This window comes from Tahibacter sp. (assembly GCF_035481375.1).
GTDB lineage: Bacteria > Pseudomonadota > Gammaproteobacteria > Xanthomonadales > Rhodanobacteraceae > Tahibacter.
Window position 1 is genome coordinate 1 of sequence record NZ_DATIGT010000120.1, and the last position, 17,220, is coordinate 17,220.

The window sequence follows — 17,220 nt, forward strand, 5'->3', positions numbered from 1 at the left end:
GAGCCAGTCGACGTCCTCGCCGCGATCCTTGAACAGCCACTGCGCGACGCGACCGGTGCTCGGCATCACGAACGGCAGGCAGGCGTGCTGCCCGAGGTCATCCAGCGTCGCCGGCGTTCCCGCGCGACGGAAATAGTCCGGCGATCCCACGAGACAGAGCGGCGCGTCTTCGAGCCGGCGGGCGACCAGTCCGCTGTCGGGCATGTGCCCCAGGCGGATCGCGACGTCGAAGCCTTCGGCCACGAGGTCCACGTTGCGGTTCGTGATGTTGAGTTCGATGCGAACGCCGGGATGCCGGCGCGAGAACGCGGCAAGCAGCGGCGGCAGGCGATAGTGGCCGTAAGTCGTCGGGACGCTCAGGCGTACGCGCCCTTTCAGTTCGCCTTCCTCGCCGTGGACTTCGCGCTCCGCTTCGTCGAGCAGCACGAATGCCGCGCGTACCTGGTCGACGTAACGCTGGCCGGCCTCGGTCAGACCGAGCCGTCGCGTCGTGCGGCGAAGCAATTGGTTGTCCAGGCGCGCTTCCAGCCGGGCGACGGCGCGGCTCAGCACCGACGGCGTCGTCGAAAGCGCCACGGCCGCCGCAGTGAACGATCCGCGATCGACGACGGCGAGGAAGACTTCGACATCGCTCAGGTAATCGAACCGGCGCGCCATTTTGATCTCCCGGGAACAAATGAATGTCTCCACCGATAGTTTATAGCCGTGCAAGCGCCGAATATTGTGTGCGACAGCGACGCTACCCGGAGAACACATGAAGCCGCTGATCCTCCCGCTCCTGCCGATGCTGGTTGCCGCCGTTGCACCGGCATTCGCCAACCCACCCGCCACAGGCACCCCGACCATGACCGCACATACCGCACAGTCCGAACGCAAACCCGTCCTGTTCGTCCTCACCAGCCATGCCTCGAAAGGAACGACCGGCATCGCCACGGGCTACTACCTCGGCGAAGTCACGCATCCGCTGGCCGAACTGGAACAGGCGGGCATTCCCGTCGCCTTCGCCTCGATACAGGGCGGCGAACCCCCGGTCGACGGCCTGGATCTCTCGGATGCGGTCAACGCGCGCTACTGGAACGACGCAACGTTCCGCGATGCCGTGACGCACACGCAACGCCTCGGCGATGTCGATCCATCGAAGTATTCAGGGATCTTCTTCGCCGGCGGTCACGGCGCGATATGGGACTTCCCCACCAGCGACGCCGTGCCGCGCGTGACGCGCGCGATCTACGAAGCCGGCGGCGTAGTCGGCGCCGTCTGTCACGGCCCTGCGGCACTGGTCAACGTGACGCTTTCCGACGGGACCTATCTCGTTGCCGGCAAGCGCGTCAGCGCGTTCACCGACGAGGAGGAGCGCGCTGTCCAGCTCGAAGCGGTCGTGCCGTTCCTGCTCGAGAGCACGCTCGTCCAGCGCGGCGCGAAACACGAGGCCGCGCCGAACTGGACCGCGAAGGTCGTGGTCGACGGGCGCCTCGTCACGGGCCAGAACCCACAGTCGGCCGCCGGCGTCGGTGCGGCGATGCGCGCGCTGCTAGTCGGTGCGGAGGCGCGCGAATAGGACTCGCTGAAGCGCGACGGGGATCGGGGCACCCGTGATTCGAAGCGAGTCAATTCAGCCAATTCAGGACACCCACGGAACGGAGAACCAATTCAGGACACCCAAACGATTCGGGACACCCACTTCTCGGTTCGGTCGAAGCCAATTCAGGACACCCACGGAACGGAGAACAAACGATTCGATTCGGGACACCCACTTTCTCGGTTCGGTCGAAACTCTCGAATGCCTCAGCGAATCGAGGCAGCGAATCGAGGCACCCATTGTTCGATCGAATGGTGGGTGTCCTTAACCAACCGCTCTGATTCGTTCGTTTGAAATTCTGGGTGTCCTGATTCGTTCTGTCATTCGCTTCGCACCATTCGGGCGCCTGAATTTCTGGGTGTCCACATTCGCTTGAATTTCTGGGTGTCCACATTCGCCGACCCTGTCATTCGCTTCGCACCATTCGGGCGCCTGAATTTCTGGGTGTCCACATTGACCGTTCGCCGCCGTCCGCTACCGCACGTCCCGCGACAGTTCGCCCACCGGCGCATCCAGCCGCACGACGAGGTAGCGCAGGAAGAACTGCGTCACCGGGCCCACGCCGAGCGCGAACACGATCGTGCCGACGCCGACGGTGCCGCCGAGCAGTACGCCGACCGCCAGTACGCTGACTTCGATCGCAGTGCGCACGCGGCGGATCGACCAGCCGGTACGGCGCGCGAGGCCGGTCATCAGGCCGTCGCGCGGACCGGGGCCGAGCTGCGCGCCGACGTACAGCGCAGTCGCGAACGCGCAGGTCGCGACGCCGCCGATCAGGTAGAGGCACCGCAGCGGCAGCGTGTCAGGCGTGGCGAGCAGTGCGAGATTCAGATCCGCGAACGGGCCGAGCAGCAGCGTGTTCGCGACCGTGCCGAGTCCCGGCATCTGGCGCAGCGGAATCCACGCGAGCAACACGCCGAAGGCCGCGAGCACCATGACGGTTCCGAAGGAGACCGGCAGATGCCGTGAGACGCCGAGGTGGAAGACGTCCCAGGGCGATGCACCGAGCGCGCCTTCGATCATCAATGCGATCGCGACGCCATAGAGCCAAAGCCCTGTCACGAGGCGCAGCAGGCGTTCCGGGAGGCGCCCGGCACGGAGCTGGGCGAGCGGGCCGAGATTGGCCAGTACGGGAGGGCGGGCTTGCGTGTTCATAGCGCCATCGTCACGCCGATTGGCACTTCCCCATAGATCCAATCGGACAATAATGGCCCTCATGCAACGATCACTGTCCCCGGATCGCCTCGCCGCGCTCGTCGGCACCTTCAGCCGCGCACCCGCTTACCGCGGCCTGCGCCAGGCGCTCCAGGAACTCGTCGGCGACGGCCGCATTCCGCTGGGCACGCGCCTGCCGAGCGAGCGTGCCGTCGCCGAAGCGCTGGACCTCTCGCGCAACACGGTGACGCGCGCCTACGCCGACCTCATTGCGGCCGGATTCGCGACCGCCCGGCAAGGCTCCGGCACCTATGCGGCCGCCCCGCTCGATCGCCGCCGCGCGCACGATCGCGCGCTGCATTCGCGCGGTAATTCATCGACCGGCGGCGGCACGATCGACCTCAACTGCGCCGCGAGCGGCGCCACGCCCGGCGTCGCCGCCGCCTACGAACGCGCGCTCGCCGCACTGCCGTCGTATCTGGCGAGCGACGGCTACCTGCCCTCGGGGCTGCCGACGCTGCAGGCGCAGATTGCCGAATCGTTCGCGCGGCGCGGGTTGCCGACGAGTCCCGAGCAGATCGTCATCACCTCCGGCGCGCTCGCCGCGGTTGCGATCGTCGCGCGCGCGCTGTCGCGTCCGGGCGATCGCGTGATGATCGAGTCGCCGGTGTATCCGAATGCGATCGAGGCGCTGAAGCTCGGCGGCGGCCGCGCGGTCAGCGCGCCGCTCGGCGATCCCCTGGCCGAGAAAGGCTGGGATCTCGACGGCATCGAGGCGACGCTGCGCCAGACCTCGCCTCATCTGGCCTATCTGATTCCCGACTTCCAGAACCCGACCGGCTTTCTGATGAGCGACGCCGTCCGCGCGCGCTATGCCGCCGCGCTGCGCGCGGCACGCACAGTGGCCATCGTCGACGAGGCGCTGCAGGCGACGGCGCTGACAGATGTGTCCATGCCCGCGCCGTTCGCCGCGCACGCGGGCGATGCGATCACCATCGGCAGCGCGTCGAAGCTGTTCTGGGGCGGACTGCGCGTCGGCTGGATACGTGCGCCGCGCGATCGCGTGAGCCGCCTTGTCGCGGCGCGCGTGCAGCTCGATCTCGGCACGTCGCTGTTCGATCAGCTCGTCGTGAGCGAGTTGCTGAAGACCGACGACATCGCAGCGGCACGGCGCGCGCAGTTGCGGCAACGGCGCGACGCGCTGGCGGCTGCGCTGCGCGAACACGTTCCGGACTGGCGCTTTCGCCTGCCCGACGGCGGCCTGACGCTATGGCTGCAACTGCCGCACGGCAGCGCGACGCAGCTCGCCGCGGACGTCGAACCCACTGGCGTCCATCTCGCGCCGGGACCGGTATTCAGCGTCGAAGGCGGATCCGACAACTGGCTGCGGATTCCGTTTGCGCGGCCGGAGGATCAGCTCGTGCAAGCCGTAGAGCGCATCGCCGCCGTCTGGTCGGTACCGTCGCGTTCCCGTCAGCGGCGTGCGCTGCCGCTGATCGCCTGATCGCGCGGCCGCGCCGCGGTCGAGCGCCGCGCTCCGCGCGCCTCGAACGCGGCGATGGCTTCCTCGGCGCGCTGCTCGTCGAGGTAGTCGAGCGCCGTGCGCCCGCTCGCGTCGGCGAGATTCGGATCCGCGCCGAGATCCATGAGCGCTTCGAGGAACGCGAGATCGGTCGTGCGGAAGTCAGCGCAGCGCTGCAGCAGCACGGTTCGGCCCGCCTCGCCGCGATGATTGAGGTTGCCGCCGCGCGCGATGAGCAGCGGCAGGTATTCCAGCGCCTTGTCGGGACGATCCAGTCCGACGATGTCGGTGAGCACGGTATTGCCGTCGCGCGTCGCGCGATCCGGATCGGCGCCGGCGTCCAGCAGCCGCTTCAGCACGTCGTCGGCGACGTTCCACGCTGCGGCCACCAGCACCGGACGATCGTCGCGCGCCGCGTCGGGATTCGCGCCGCGTGCGAGCAGATCGCTCACGCGCTCCGCATCGGGTTCGGCGCTTTCCACGGCCGAATACAGCAGTGCGTCGAGTTCGGCCTGACTCGGCGGCAGCGCCGGATGGTCGAAGCGCATCGCCGGCGTGACCGGCGGCGTTCCTGCCGCGCAGACGACGCGCGGGCGTGCGCCGTGCGCGACGAGCCATGCCGTTGCCGCCGCGTCCTGGCGATCGGCGGCGGCGCAGAGCGCCTGATCGAAATCCTGCGGCAGCCACGGCAGCGTGCGCACCGTGTTGAAGGCGCCGGACGACCAGCTGCCCGTGCCGACCAGCCGCTGCAGGCCGGTTGAGAACGCGAGAACGCTGGCCGCGCAGAAACCGGCGAGCACGACCCACAGACTCGCCTGCTGCAGCAGGTCGACGATGAGGCCGGCCGGCCCTGGCCGCGGATTGCCGCCGAAACCCGAGCCCGGCGCCGCCGCGAGACGGCGCGCCATGCGATACGGCAGCTCGACCAGTCCAGGCGCCGTCATCGCAAAAAACAGCGGCGACAGGACCAGCAGCATGCCGGGTGGATAAATGAAGAACGATACAAAAACCGCCAACCCGGCCCATGCGGCGATCCGCGCCGCGCGCGGGCTAGGGCGCAACGACGAAAGCGACTTCATGCGCCGTCCGGAACCGCGCGATCCGCCCGCCGGCGCCGGTACGACGGCAGCGCACGTCAGCACGACGGCCGCACCAAAGAACGCCACCACGAGCGGCAGCGCCCAGAATCCGTTGAACGACCACTCGATCGCCTCGTGCGGCGTCGCACGCGACAACTTCAGCTGCGTATCCGAACCCACGGCACGTCCGCGGTCGCCGGAGCCCGTGACGAGAACGTCGTAGCGCTGCGGCTGTCCCGCGGCAACCGGCCAGTCGTCCGGCGCGCGATAGCGCACGAACCCGCGCCACCTGGGTCCGCGCCGCGACACCGGTCCCTCGATCGGCTCGCGATCGTACTGACCGATCACGGTCGGTCCGTGCCAGAACTCCAGCCGCGTCGTGGCCATGCCGGCGAGCACCCAGACCAGCACGGCCGCGGCGGCAATCGGCAGCAGGCTGCGCAGCGCGACGGAGGCGGACGATCGGTTGATGGCACGGCTCCGGTTGCAGGGTGGAAGGCTGAACGACACGCGGCGGCGATTCAGGACACACGATGCCGTCGATGCCGATCCGCAGCCCCGGATCCGTGCCCGTCGAAATCCATAGTGCGCAAAACGCGAATTCCGCGAACACACCGGCTGCAAAGGCCACCTGTCGCCCGGATTCCCCGACCTTCGTTGAGACACGCCTACACGTGAATATCCGGCGTCCGGACGACGATTCGAAGCGCGATCGCGCTACGCGGGCTTCCGGTCGATCTGCTTGATCATCCCCGAGATCCCGCCCTGCAGCGCATACACCTCGAAGCCCATCTTGGCCATGATGAAGGCCGCCGCTGCGCTGCGTTCGCCGGTATTGCAGTAGACGACGTACTTCTTTGCGCGGTCGTATTCATTGACCGTTTCGCGCAAGGTATACAACGGCGTGTTCAGCGCGCCCTTGATCGCGCGCTGCTCGAATTCCTCGGGCATGCGCACGTCGAGGACGATGGCGCCCTGGCGCGCGAAGATCGACGCCTTGCCCGGCGTGAGCCAGTCGACCGCCGGCGGCTTCATGACTTCGTCGAACGAGCGCTTGGCCAGCCGCATGAGCTTGCCGTCCTTGAGCATCGTGACGGTCGCGTTGCGCACCGTGTTCGCGAGCAGCGCGTCCTCGCCGAAGCTGTCGCCACGCACGAGGTAGGCGACGACGGAGTCGCCGGTTTCGAGGCTCTTGGAGACGGACGCCTGGCCGTCCTTGATCACGTAGAAATAGTCGGCGGGCTCGCCTTCGCGCACGATGACTTCGCCGGCGCGCACGTCGATCTGTTCGAAACGCTGGAACATGCGCTCGATGCCCGCGGTCGGCAGTTTGTGCATGACGCGCGACTGCAGCAGCCGGAACACCCAGCGGTTCGCTTCGGGCGACGGGTCCCAGTGGCGGAAGTTCTCGGTCCGCGAGAGCTGGTCCCAGCAGATGATCTTTTCCATGTAGCGACGGTCGATGCGCGCGATCGTGGCGCTGATCGAGGTGATCGTCCCGGTGAAGCGGCGCGGCTGGATGTCGCCGAGCGCGTAGCGGCCCTGCAGCGTCGAGGCGTCGGTTTCCTTGACCTTGCCGTCGGGGTATTCGCCCTTGACCCGGCCCGACAGCACGAAGATCGTGTGATCGTCGGTTTCGCCCGCCGTGAACAGCACGGCGCCGCGGCCGAGTTCCTCGACGATGGTTTCGCGCGCGAGCTGCTCGAGATTTTCGGGCCTGAGTGAGTCCAGCGGATACAGCTTGGCCAGATCGGCGCTGTTGACGCTCATGCCCGCTCCCCTCCTAAGCCCGTGCGGGGCCGAGTGTAGCGGGCGCCCGTGGCGGCCGGAAAGCATCGGTTTGGGCCGGAAAGCCCCCGGACGCTACAATCGGCCATCCCTTTTCCGATACCGCCCGGACGCCCGCCGTCCGGGCCGAGGTCTTTCACGTCATGGACAAGAGCTTCGAACCCGGCCAGATCGAATCCAAGTGGTACGCGCAGTGGGAAGGCAACGGCTGGTTCAAGCCGTCGGGCCAGGGCGAGCCCTACGCGATCCTGCTGCCGCCGCCGAACGTGACCGGCACGCTGCACATGGGGCACGCCTTCCAGCACACGATCATGGACACGCTGATCCGCTACCACCGCATGCGCGGCTACGACACGCTGTGGCAGCTCGGCACCGACCATGCCGGCATCGCGACCGAGATGGTCGTGACGCGGCTCCTCGGCAGCGAGGGCAAGACGCGCAACGAACTCGGCCGTGATGCCTTCATCGAACGCGTCTGGGAATGGAAGCAGCAATCGGGCGACACGATCGAGCGGCAGATGCGGCGCATGGGCGTCTCCGGCGACTGGAGCCGCACCATGTTCACGATGGACGAGATTCCGTCGGAGGCCGTGCGCGAAACCTTCGTGCGGCTGTTCGAGCAGGGACTGATCTATCGCGGCCAGCGCCTCGTGAACTGGGATCCGGTGCTGAAGACGGCGATCTCCGATCTCGAAGTCGTCAGCGAGGAAGAAGACGGCAAGCTCTGGTCGATCCGCTATCCGCTGGCCGACGGCTCCGGTTCGCTCGTCGTCGCGACGACGCGCCCGGAAACCCTGCTCGGCGACGTGGCCGTCGCGGTGCATCCGGAAGACGAGCGCTATGCGGCGCTCGTCGGCAAGACCCTGAAACTGCCGCTGACCGACCGGGAAATTCCTGTCATCGCCGACGCCTACGTCGAGCGCGAATTCGGCACGGGCTGCGTGAAGATCACGCCGGCGCACGACTTCAACGACTACGCGGTCGGCCAGCGTCACGGCCTCGCACCGATCAACATTTTCACCGACGACGCGAAGATCAATGCGAATGCGCCGGCGAAATACCAGGGCCTCGACCGCTACGACGCGCGCAAGGTCGTGCTCGCCGATCTCGAAGCCGCGGAACTGCTGGTCGAGGAAAAGAAGCACAAGCTGCAGGTGCCGCGCGGCGATCGCACCGGCCAGGTCATCGAGCCTTACCTGACCTGGCAGTGGTTCGTGAAGATGGACGGCCTCGCCGCACGCGGGCTCGAACTCGTCGAGACCGGCAAGGTGCGGTTCGTGCCGGAAAACTGGATCAACACGTACCGCCATTGGCTCGGCAATATCCAGGACTGGTGCATCAGCCGCCAGCTCTGGTGGGGTCACCGCATTCCGGCCTGGTACGACACGGCCGGCAACGCCTACGTCGCGCGCAGCGAGGAAGACGCGATCGCGCAGGCGGCGGCGAAACACGGCGGCACCGCGCCCGCCCTGCGGCGCGAAGACGACGTGCTCGAGACCTGGTTCTCCTCGGCGCTCTGGGCCCATTCGACGCTGGGCTGGCCGAACGAAAAGGCCATGGCCGAGCGCGGTTTCGCGCGCTATCTGCCGACCTCGGTGCTCGTGACCGGCTTCGACATCATCTTCTTCTGGGTCGCGCGCATGATCATGATGACCGACCACTTCACGGGCGAAGTGCCGTTCAAGGACGTCTACATCACCGGCCTCGTGCGCGACAAAGACGGCCAGAAGATGTCGAAGTCGAAGGGCAACATCCTCGATCCGATCGACCTCATCGACGGCATCGAACTCGAAGCGCTCGTGGCCAAGCGCACCGGCGGCCTGATGCAGCCGCAGATGGCCGCGAAAATCGAGAAAGCCACGCGCAAGGATTATCCGCAGGGCATCGCCGCGTTCGGCGCCGACGCGCTGCGCTTCACGTTCGCCTCGCTCGCGAGCCACGGCCGCGACATCAAGTTCGACCTCGACCGCTGCGGCGGCTACAAGAATTTCTGCAACAAGCTCTGGAACGCCGCGCGGTTCGTGCTGATGAACTGCGAAGGCTTCAGCGTCGAGGCGGGCGCCCCGCTCGCGCCGCAGACCGAAGCCGAACGCTGGATCCTGACGCGCCTGCATCACTGCCTGACCGAAGTCGAGGCGCAGTTCGCGGCCTATCGCTTCGATCTGGTGTCGCAGGCGCTGTACGAATTCACCTGGAACGAGTTCTGCGACTGGTTCCTCGAACTCGCCAAGCCCGCACTGACCGGCAGCGATGCCGCAGCTGCCGCGTCGACGCGGCACACCCTGCTCCACACGCTCGAGCTGCTGCTGCGCGCGCTGCATCCGCTGGTGCCGTTCATCACCGAGGAAATCTGGCAGAACGTCGCACCGCGACTCGGCATCGCGACACCGAGCGTGTCGCTGCAGGCGTATCCGCGCGCTGCCGACGTCGCCGCCGATGCGAATGCCGCCGGCGAGATCGAATGGTTCAAGGCCGTGATCTCGCAGCTGCGCCGCATTCGCAGCGAAATGAATCTTGCTCCGAGCAAGGCGATTCCGCTGCTTTTGGCCGGCGGCACTGCGCAGGATCGCGCGCGCGCGGAGAAGTTCGGCGCGCAGATCGCGTTTCTCGCAAAGGTGGAAAGCCGGCGCTGGCTCGAGGCGGGCGAAGCGGAGCCGGCGGCGTCGGCCGCCATCGTCGGCGACCTGAAGCTGCTGATTCCGCTCGAAGGGCTGATCGATCTCGGCGCCGAGAAGACACGCCTCGCGAAGGAGATCGCGCGGCTCGAAGGCGAGATCGCCAAGTGCAACGGCAAGCTCGGCACCGCGACATTCGTCGCGAATGCGCCGGCGGCCGTCGTCGAGCAGGAGCGGCAGCGTCTGGCGGAATTCAGCAGCACGGTGGCGAGCCTGCGGGAACAGCTGCAGAAGCTCGGCGGCTGACACGCGGCGTCGGCGTCGGCCGGGAAACGTTGGCGCAATAACCGAAGGGCATTGCGCCTCGGCCGCCAGGTTCCAGCGGAAACCCGTCCGCACCCAACCCTCCCCTTGACGGGGAGGGCTTTTATCCAGGCATTCAGACGCGTTTCGTCTTACTCGAAGTCGTCCGCAAATATCACATCGACGACCGCGGGGCAGTTCAGGTTGTCGATGACGCAGCGCGCCCATTCCGGGTGGTCGATGAACGGATTGCGGTTGCCCTGGAAGGTCTGGACCATCGCGTTGCGGTTGCGCTCGTAGTCGTCCGGCGGGTCCTGGTCGTTCCAGTCGAGCAGCACGGTCTTCAGACCCATGTAGGCGACGCAGCCGCCGCAGGTCGTCGCGTCCTTGCCGACGATGAGCGTGCGGTTGTCGGTGATTTCCAGGTGCGGTTCCGGCGCGCCGCTGACGTTGTTGCCGCCCTGGTAGCGCACGACCATGTAGAGCACCGCGCGCGCCATGTCGCCCTTGCGGAAGTCCCAGACCTGGAACGTGTTCGAGTTGAAATAGTTGCTGCTCGTGCCGCCGGTGCCGCCGACGCCGTGGTTCGCCGTCGTCGGACGCGCGGTGCAGCCCGGGCAGAGGCCGTAGGGGCTGTTGCCGCGATCGGAGTTGTAGCCCACGTGCGATGCATAGAGCATGTGGCCGTCGGTATGCGGCGGGTTCGGACGGCCGCTCGAATCGGTCGGGTTCGGGAAGCCCAGCGACTTCGGCCAGGTGTGTTCGCGGTTGTAGTTCGCCGCGCCGCTGGTCTGCTTCGGATACGACTCGTTCTTGTAGACGTCCCAGACCTTGGTGTTGTCGGTCGGATCTTCGTCCGCCTTGTTCATCACGGTATAGGTGTCGCCGTAGTGGATCGAGGTGTGGTCCTTGATGCGGTTGTGCAGCCAGGTCTTGAGCGCGGGGCCGCTGGAGGTGTCGACGCCGGCATAGTAGTCGTCGAGCGACGCGGCGGTTTCGAAAACGACGACGACGTTCGCGGCCAGGTCCTGCACGGTGCCGTCCTGGTCGTGCACCTTGTTTGCCACAATGGTCAAGGTGCACTGTTCCAGAAGTCCCATATCGATGTCGGGATTGAGCTGGAACGCGGTCGGACCGCCGCTGGCCTGGGCCGTGTGCCCGCCGGTGTTCGCGCAGCTCAGCGTGAACCAGCCGCTGTCGACGGTGACCGGCTCGGAGAACGTCACGGAGAGATTGGCTGCGCCCGGGAAGCCGTGCGCGTTGTTGGCCGGCGTCGTCGTCGCCACGCCCGGCGGCAGGTCGCCGGCGGTGCTGAAACTCGCGCTGTAGTCGGCGGCCATTTCGTCGAGCGTGCCGTCCTGGTCAGCGACCTGGTCGGCGATCACCGTCAGCGTGCAGGTTTCGCCGCTCGCGAAATCCACATCGGGGTTCAACGTGCGCGTGTTGCCGGTGCCCGTGGACACGGCCGAGTGCGTGCCGCTGGTCGTGCACGACAGCGTGAACCACGCGCTGGTCGTCGTGACCGGCTCGCTAAAGGTCACGGTGACGTTGACATTGTTGGCCTGGCCGGTCGCATTGTTGGCCGGCGTCGTCGAATTGACGGTCGGCGCGACGTCGACCGGCGGGCCGAAGCTCTGGTTGTTGTTGCAGGCGCCGAAGGTGTTCGCCGCGCTGCCCTGCCAGGCGAACTGGCCGTAGTCGCTGCCGGTGCCGCTGAGCTGCAGCGACGTTCCCGGCGCCGTGGAATTGGTTTCGGCGACGCCGATGTCGACGCTGGTCATTCCCTGCGCCGGGCCCGCGCCCGCGGTCGTCGTGCCTTCGTAGCTGAGGAACTGCACGACGGTGCCGGCATCGTCGACGAGTGCGACCGCGTCGCGCTCGCCGTTCTGCACGCCGTTGGTCGGATAGCTCAGCACCCTGATCTGCTTGCTGCCGCAGGTGGTCGACGCGGCAGTCGACAGCAGATCGTCGTCGTAGACCGTCGCGTTGCCCTGGGTGTTGCCGTTGTAGAGCACGACACGCCAGTTGCTGACGTCGACGCCGATCGGCGCGACGACTTCGACGGACTCGCCGACGTCACCGGCACCGGTGCTGTCGTCGTAGTGGATTTCGTTGATGAAAACCGCGGTGTCGGCAACGGCCGACGTAGCGAAGCCCGACAGCAGCGCGAACGCCGCGCCGCCGATGGCCCGGAAGCGAAACGACATCGGATGAATCCCCTGGTCTGAAGACGGAGCCGCGCATCCGGCGCGAACCCGACAAAGAACGACCGGAGGTATCCGGTCCGTGATATGAGCCGTTGAGCCCGCTTGCGCCTCCGCCGTGGAGGTCGCGGCCGGTTCGCGTGTCCGCAGCAAACCGGGCCATTTCCGGACACCATGGCCCGGACATCGCGGGAATATAACGGCAGAGCATTACAACTGCACGGCACCGTGCAGCAAGCCCCGTACGGCGGATACGGCCGCTGCGCTGACGGGTGCGGCACTGGTTCGCGGAGCGGCGCGCAGCATGATGTCGATTCGACGGCGCCCGGCGACGGTGCCGACCTTGATTCGAGTGACTCGAGGACGGGGAATCGAGGAAGGAATCGAGGACACCCAACAGGAATCGAGGACACCCACGATTCACTGCAGACTCGAGGACACCCACGATTCACCGGGACGACTCCAGGACACCCATGAACGCACCACTGAAGCTGTACTCATTCGCACCATTCGACCGCGCCGCCCGCGTGCGCTGGACCGCGCACGAACTCGGCGTGCCCGTCGAGGAAGTCGGGCTGAACTACATCGCCGGCGAACATCGCGAAGCGGCGTACCGTGCGAAGAACCCGTTCTGCCGCGTGCCGCTGGTCGAGACCGACCAGGGCGCCATGGTGCAGTCGGTCGCGATCTGCCAGTACCTCGCCGAGCAGCATCCCGAAAGCGGCCTGGTGCCGCCGCTGGATTCGCCGCTGCGCGCGAGTTGGCTCAGCTGGCTGTTTGTCGGCGCGTCGGACCTCGATGCCGCCGGATTTCAGGTGCTGAACTACACCGTGCTGCGCCCGGATCCCGAGAAGCGCGCCACGGCGATCAGGGTCGCCGAACCGCTGCTGCAGGTGATCGAGGCGCATATGGCCGATCGCGACTATGTCGTCGGCGATCGCTTCACGCTGCCTGACATCGTGCTCGGGCATGAACTGGTGCTGCTGAGCTTCTGCCGCGCGCTCGACGGGTGGCCCCACCTGATCCGCTATCGCGACCGGCTGTCGCAGCGACCCGCGGCGCAGGCAAGCGGGCTCTTCGGCGTCCTGAAGCACGAGCCGCCGGCCGTGAAGGCGAGCGCCGGATAGTCGCGCGGAATCCGACGCCCGCACCGGAGGATTCCGACGCCGCGCCGCGCAAGATGCGGATGGCCGGCGCGGGGCCGCGCGCGCAGACTGTGCCCCGTCGCAACGAGGAATCCGCCGCCATGTCACTGGGCACGAACGACCCGATCGCGCGGGCGCACGAACTCATCAGCAACACCGAGGAGGCGCCGAGCCTGCAGGAACTCGCGCAGGAAGTGGGCCTCTCCGCCGGCCACCTGCAGCGGCGTTTTCGCGCACGCTACGGCATGAGCCCGGCCGAACTCGCCGCGAGCCGGCGCCTGGCGCGGCTCAAGACCGCGCTGCGGGAAAGCCCCTCGGTGACCGATGCGGTCTATGCCGCCGGCTTCGGTTCCGGCAGCCGCGTCTACGAGAAGAGCGACACGCTGCTCGGCATGACTCCGGCCGACTACCGCCGCGGCGGCGCGGGTGCGACGCTGCGCTATACGACGCTGGCCACGCCGCTCGGCGAGCTGCTGGTCGCGGCGACGGAACGCGGCATCTGCGCGATCCTGATCGGCGCGAGCGAGGACGAACTGCTGACCGAACTCGCCCACGAGTTCCCGGCCGCACAGCGCGAGCGCGTCGACGCCGGCCGCGACGAGTGGCTCGCGCGCGTCATTGCCGAAGTGCACGCGAATCTCGGCTGGAGCGACGCGACGGATGCGACCGACACGCCGCTGCCGCCGTTCGATCTGCGCGCAACCGCATTCCAGTGGCGCGTCTGGCAGGCGCTCACGCGCATTCCGCGCGGCGAGACACGCAGCTACAGCGCGATCGCCGAAGCAATCGGTTCGCCGCGCGCGGTGCGCGCCGTCGCACGCGCCTGCGCGACGAACCGGCTCGCGATCATGGTTCCGTGTCACCGCGTCGTACGCGAGGACGGCACGCTCGGTGGTTATCGCTGGGGCCTGTCGCGCAAGCAGCGGCTGCTCGCGCGCGAAGCGGAAGTGGCACCGCGTGCGATATGAGCAGTGGTGCTGTAGCGGTATCCGCAGCGCGTCATAGCATGCGATGGCTGGGGACGGGGGGCCGTATTCCCGCGAAGCCATGACCGACACGATCGCCGAAGTCCGCGCCGACGCGCCGCGCTTTTCGCCGCGCCTGCTGATACCGCTGGCCCTGGTATCGCTGTACCTGATCTGGGGCTCGACCTATCTCGCGATCCGCATCGGGCTCGAGAGCTATGCGCCGTTCACGATGGCGGCACTGCGCTTCCTCATCACGGGCGCGGCGCTCTACGCCTTCCTGCGCTGGCGCGGTGCGCCGAATCCGAGCCGGCTGCAGTGGCGCAACTGCGCGATCACCGGAACTCTGCTGCTCGGTTTCGGCAACGGTCTCGTCTGCTGGGCGCAGCAGAGCGTGTCGTCGGGGCTCGCCGCGGTCGCGGTTGCGAGCATGCCGCTGTTCGCGGCCGTGTTCGGCGCATTTTTCGGCCAGTGGCCGCGCAAGCTCGAACTCATCGGCCTGCTCGTCGGTTTCGCCGGCGTGATCCTGTTGAACCTCGGCGGCGATCTCGCCGGCTCCCGCCTCGGCGCGATCGCGCTGCTCGCCGCGGCCGCGAGCTGGGCGTTCGGCTCGCTGTGGTCCAAGCGCCAGGACATGCCCGAGCCGATGATGAACACCGCCGCGCAGATGCTGACCGGCGGCGTGGCGCTGACCATTCTTGCTCTGCTCAACGGCAATGGCCTGCCCGAAGCACCGACCCTGCGCGCGACGCTCGCGCTCGCCTATCTCGCCGTGTTCGGCTCGATCATCGGCTTCAGCGCCTACCTGTATCTGCTGCGCACCGTGCGGCCTGCGCTCGCGACGAGCTATGCCTACGTGAATCCGCCGGTCGCGGTGCTGGTCGGCGCACTGCTCGCGAACGAGCGCGTACACGCGCTCGACATCGTCGGCATGGCCGTGATCCTCGGCGGCGTGGCCATCATCACGCTGGCGCGCGACACGAAGAACTGACGCGACGAAGCCGGAACGTCGCCGGCCCTGCGCAGCTGCATTCGTCGCCGCGACGCCGTCAGCGCCGCGTCAGTACCGCGCGCAGTTCGAACACCGTGTTGAAGTAATGGCTCTTCGCGTACGCCTGCTGCGGCGGCGGCAGTTGTTCCATGCCGGGCGCGAGCGTGCCGTCGAAGGCCAGGTCGAAATCGCAGCGGATCGGATAGTGCGCGACGTTGAGGCGCTGCCGCGCTTCGGCGTTGAAGTAGAAATACGACTGCTCGGCGATCGGCGGCCACTTGTGCGTCGGATCCTGGATCGCGCCGACGCTGGTCCAGTACGGCGTGATGATCAGCGCCTTCGCGCCGGGCTTCATGACGCGGTAGAGCTCGTCCATGAAGGCCATGCGCTCGGCGCCGTCGAGGTGCTCGAGAAAGTGCGAGGAATGGACCTCGTCGACACTGGCGTCGTCGAACGGCCAGGGCATCTGCGTAAGGTCGTGCACGACATCGGCGCCGCAGTCCGGCGATGAATCCACACCGATGAATCCTTCGCGCTTGCGGTTGCCACATCCCAGATCGAGCTTCATTGCAGCCTTGCGGTTCGATTGTGCGGACCGGAAATGATAACGCCCGCCGCGGAGAAGTCCGCGACGGGCGTTGCAGGTCAGCAAGAAATTGAGGCTTACAGCTCGCGCAGTGCCGTCGTGATCGGCAGACGCGCGGCACGCACGGCCGGCAGCAGGCCGCCGAGAAAGCCGATGACGACCGCGATCACGAGGCCGACGCCGACGAGTCCGGGCGTGACCTTGAAGCTGAAGACGACCTGCGTGAAGTTCGCGCCGAGCGTCGACAGCGAGACGTTGTTGAACAGCAGGTACGCGATCGTCGCACCGACGAGGCCGCCGAGCGCCGACAGCACGAGCGCTTCTGCCATGACCGATACGAGCACCGGCATCCCGCCGAAGCCGATCGCACGCAAGGTCGCGATTTCGCGCGAGCGCGCCGCCACGGCCGCATACATCGTGTTCAACGCCGCGAAGATCGCGCCGAGCCCCATGACGATGACGAGGAACACGCCGAGCGTCTGGATCATCGCGCGGAACTGCTTGGTCTGCGCGCTGAGGTACTGACGCTGCGTGGTCACGTCGCTGGCCAGCCGCGGATCGGCCGCGAGCGACGCCTTTAGCCTGTCCATCGCGCCGTCGCCGTCGAGCTGCGCGAGCACCGAACTGATGCTGCCGCCGCGACGGAACGTCGTCTGCGCCGTGCCGAGGTCGACCCACACTTCGCTTTCGCTCGCGTCGCCGGATTCGAACATGCCGACGACGGTCCAGTCGGACCCGCGCATGCGCACGACCTTGCCGATCTCGGCACCTTCGAACGCGGTGATGACTCCGCGTCCGACGATCATTTCACGCAGGCCCGTCTGGAACATGCGGCCTTCGGTGATGCGCACGTTCGGGCGCAGCGTGAACGAGGTGGGCTCGACGCCGCGCAACGTCACATTGACGCCGGTGGCACGCTTGCCCGGCGCCGGCGTCGGCTCGCCTTTCTTGGGCAGCTCGGAGATGACGACGAGTTCGGAGGCCGCTTCGATCTTGCCGTCGGCGCCGCGACGGATGCCCGGCGCCTGTGTGATCAAGGTGGCGACTTCGCGCGTGAGCACCGAGTTGAGTTCGGAATCGCTCGATCCGCCGCGCAGGATCAGCGCGACGTCGTCGCGGCCGCGGTCGGCCAGCGTGCTCGCGAAACCCTGCGCCATCGCGAACAGCGCGGTGAACACGGCGACGACACCGGCAAGGCCGACGACGATGACGAGCGACGGTCCCCAGCGTTCGGGAATGCTCTTGAGGTTGATGCCGGTAATGGCAGTGATCTGGCTCAGCATGTCGG

13 protein-coding genes are annotated in these 17,220 nt (G+C 67.3%); 6 read left to right on the forward strand and 7 right to left on the reverse strand.

The annotated features are described in order from the left end of the window. A partial coding sequence (locus VLF18_RS07790) for a LysR family transcriptional regulator (RefSeq protein ID WP_325279056.1) occupies positions 1-657 on the reverse strand: 657 nt, incomplete at its 3' end. A 97-nt stretch (positions 658-754) separates the two neighbouring features. Here VLF18_RS07790 and VLF18_RS07795 point away from each other — a divergent pair. Continuing rightward, on the forward strand, positions 755-1,558 hold the full coding sequence (locus VLF18_RS07795) for a type 1 glutamine amidotransferase domain-containing protein (RefSeq protein WP_325279057.1): 804 nt from the start codon (positions 755-757) through the stop codon (positions 1,556-1,558). Between the two features lie 495 nt (positions 1,559-2,053). Here VLF18_RS07795 and VLF18_RS07800 read toward each other — a convergent pair whose 3' ends face one another. Next, positions 2,054-2,734 (reverse strand): hypothetical protein, encoded by a 681-nt coding sequence (locus VLF18_RS07800; RefSeq protein ID WP_325279058.1) that lies wholly within the window; start codon positions 2,732-2,734, stop codon positions 2,054-2,056. A 61-nt stretch (positions 2,735-2,795) separates the two neighbouring features. On the opposite strand from VLF18_RS07800, the gene VLF18_RS07805 reads away from it, so the two are divergent. After that, positions 2,796-4,238 carry a PLP-dependent aminotransferase family protein gene (locus VLF18_RS07805; RefSeq protein WP_325279059.1) on the forward strand — a complete coding sequence of 481 codons (1,443 nt, stop codon included), beginning with the start codon at positions 2,796-2,798 and terminating at the stop codon, positions 4,236-4,238. Here VLF18_RS07805 and VLF18_RS07810 read toward each other — a convergent pair. Together VLF18_RS07810 and VLF18_RS07815 are read right to left on the reverse strand one after the other, a co-directional pair. Next, the gene (locus VLF18_RS07810; RefSeq protein ID WP_325279060.1) at positions 4,208-5,845 is read right to left on the reverse strand and encodes a hypothetical protein; all 1,638 of its coding nucleotides are present in this window, start codon (positions 5,843-5,845) and stop codon (positions 4,208-4,210) included. The two genes, VLF18_RS07805 and VLF18_RS07810, sit on opposite strands and share 31 nt — an antisense overlap. A 207-nt stretch (positions 5,846-6,052) precedes the next feature. Further along, positions 6,053-7,105, reverse strand: coding sequence for a cyclic nucleotide-binding domain-containing protein (locus tag VLF18_RS07815; protein ID WP_325279061.1), 1,053 nt, complete (start codon positions 7,103-7,105; stop codon positions 6,053-6,055). Positions 7,106-7,266: 161 nt separating this feature from the next. On the opposite strand from VLF18_RS07815, the gene VLF18_RS07820 reads away from it, so the two are divergent. Beyond that, positions 7,267-10,044 carry a valine--tRNA ligase gene (locus VLF18_RS07820; RefSeq protein ID WP_325279062.1) on the forward strand — a complete coding sequence of 926 codons (2,778 nt, stop codon included), beginning with the start codon at positions 7,267-7,269 and terminating at the stop codon, positions 10,042-10,044. A 149-nt stretch (positions 10,045-10,193) separates the two neighbouring features. On the opposite strand, the gene VLF18_RS07825 is transcribed toward VLF18_RS07820, so the two are convergent. Beyond that, complete coding sequence (locus tag VLF18_RS07825; RefSeq protein ID WP_325279063.1) at positions 10,194-12,248, reverse strand: endonuclease; 2,055 nt, start codon at positions 12,246-12,248, stop codon at positions 10,194-10,196. A gap of 470 nt (positions 12,249-12,718) precedes the next feature. Between VLF18_RS07825 and VLF18_RS07830 the strand changes: the two genes are divergently transcribed. The 3 genes from VLF18_RS07830 (at position 12,719) to yedA (ending at position 15,346) form a co-directional block, all read left to right on the forward strand. After that, on the forward strand, positions 12,719-13,372 hold the full coding sequence (locus VLF18_RS07830; protein WP_325279064.1) for a glutathione S-transferase family protein: 654 nt from the start codon (positions 12,719-12,721) through the stop codon (positions 13,370-13,372). 119 nt (positions 13,373-13,491) lie between these two features. Next, a complete protein-coding gene (locus VLF18_RS07835) occupies positions 13,492-14,358 on the forward strand; it encodes a methylated-DNA--[protein]-cysteine S-methyltransferase (protein WP_325279065.1) in 867 nt (288 codons plus the stop codon). Between the two features lie 79 nt (positions 14,359-14,437). Next, positions 14,438-15,346 (forward strand): drug/metabolite exporter YedA, encoded by a 909-nt coding sequence (gene yedA / locus VLF18_RS07840; protein ID WP_325279066.1) that lies wholly within the window; start codon positions 14,438-14,440, stop codon positions 15,344-15,346. Between the two features lie 58 nt (positions 15,347-15,404). Here yedA and VLF18_RS07845 read toward each other — a convergent pair whose 3' ends face one another. Together VLF18_RS07845 and VLF18_RS07850 are read right to left on the reverse strand one after the other, a co-directional pair. Further along, the gene (locus tag VLF18_RS07845; RefSeq protein WP_325279067.1) at positions 15,405-15,914 is read right to left on the reverse strand and encodes a class I SAM-dependent methyltransferase; all 510 of its coding nucleotides are present in this window, start codon (positions 15,912-15,914) and stop codon (positions 15,405-15,407) included. Positions 15,915-16,009: 95 nt separating this feature from the next. Then, entirely contained in the window at positions 16,010-17,215 is a 1,206-nt protein-coding gene (locus VLF18_RS07850) for an ABC transporter permease (protein ID WP_325279068.1), read from the reverse strand. Positions 17,216-17,220 lie beyond the last annotated feature (5 nt).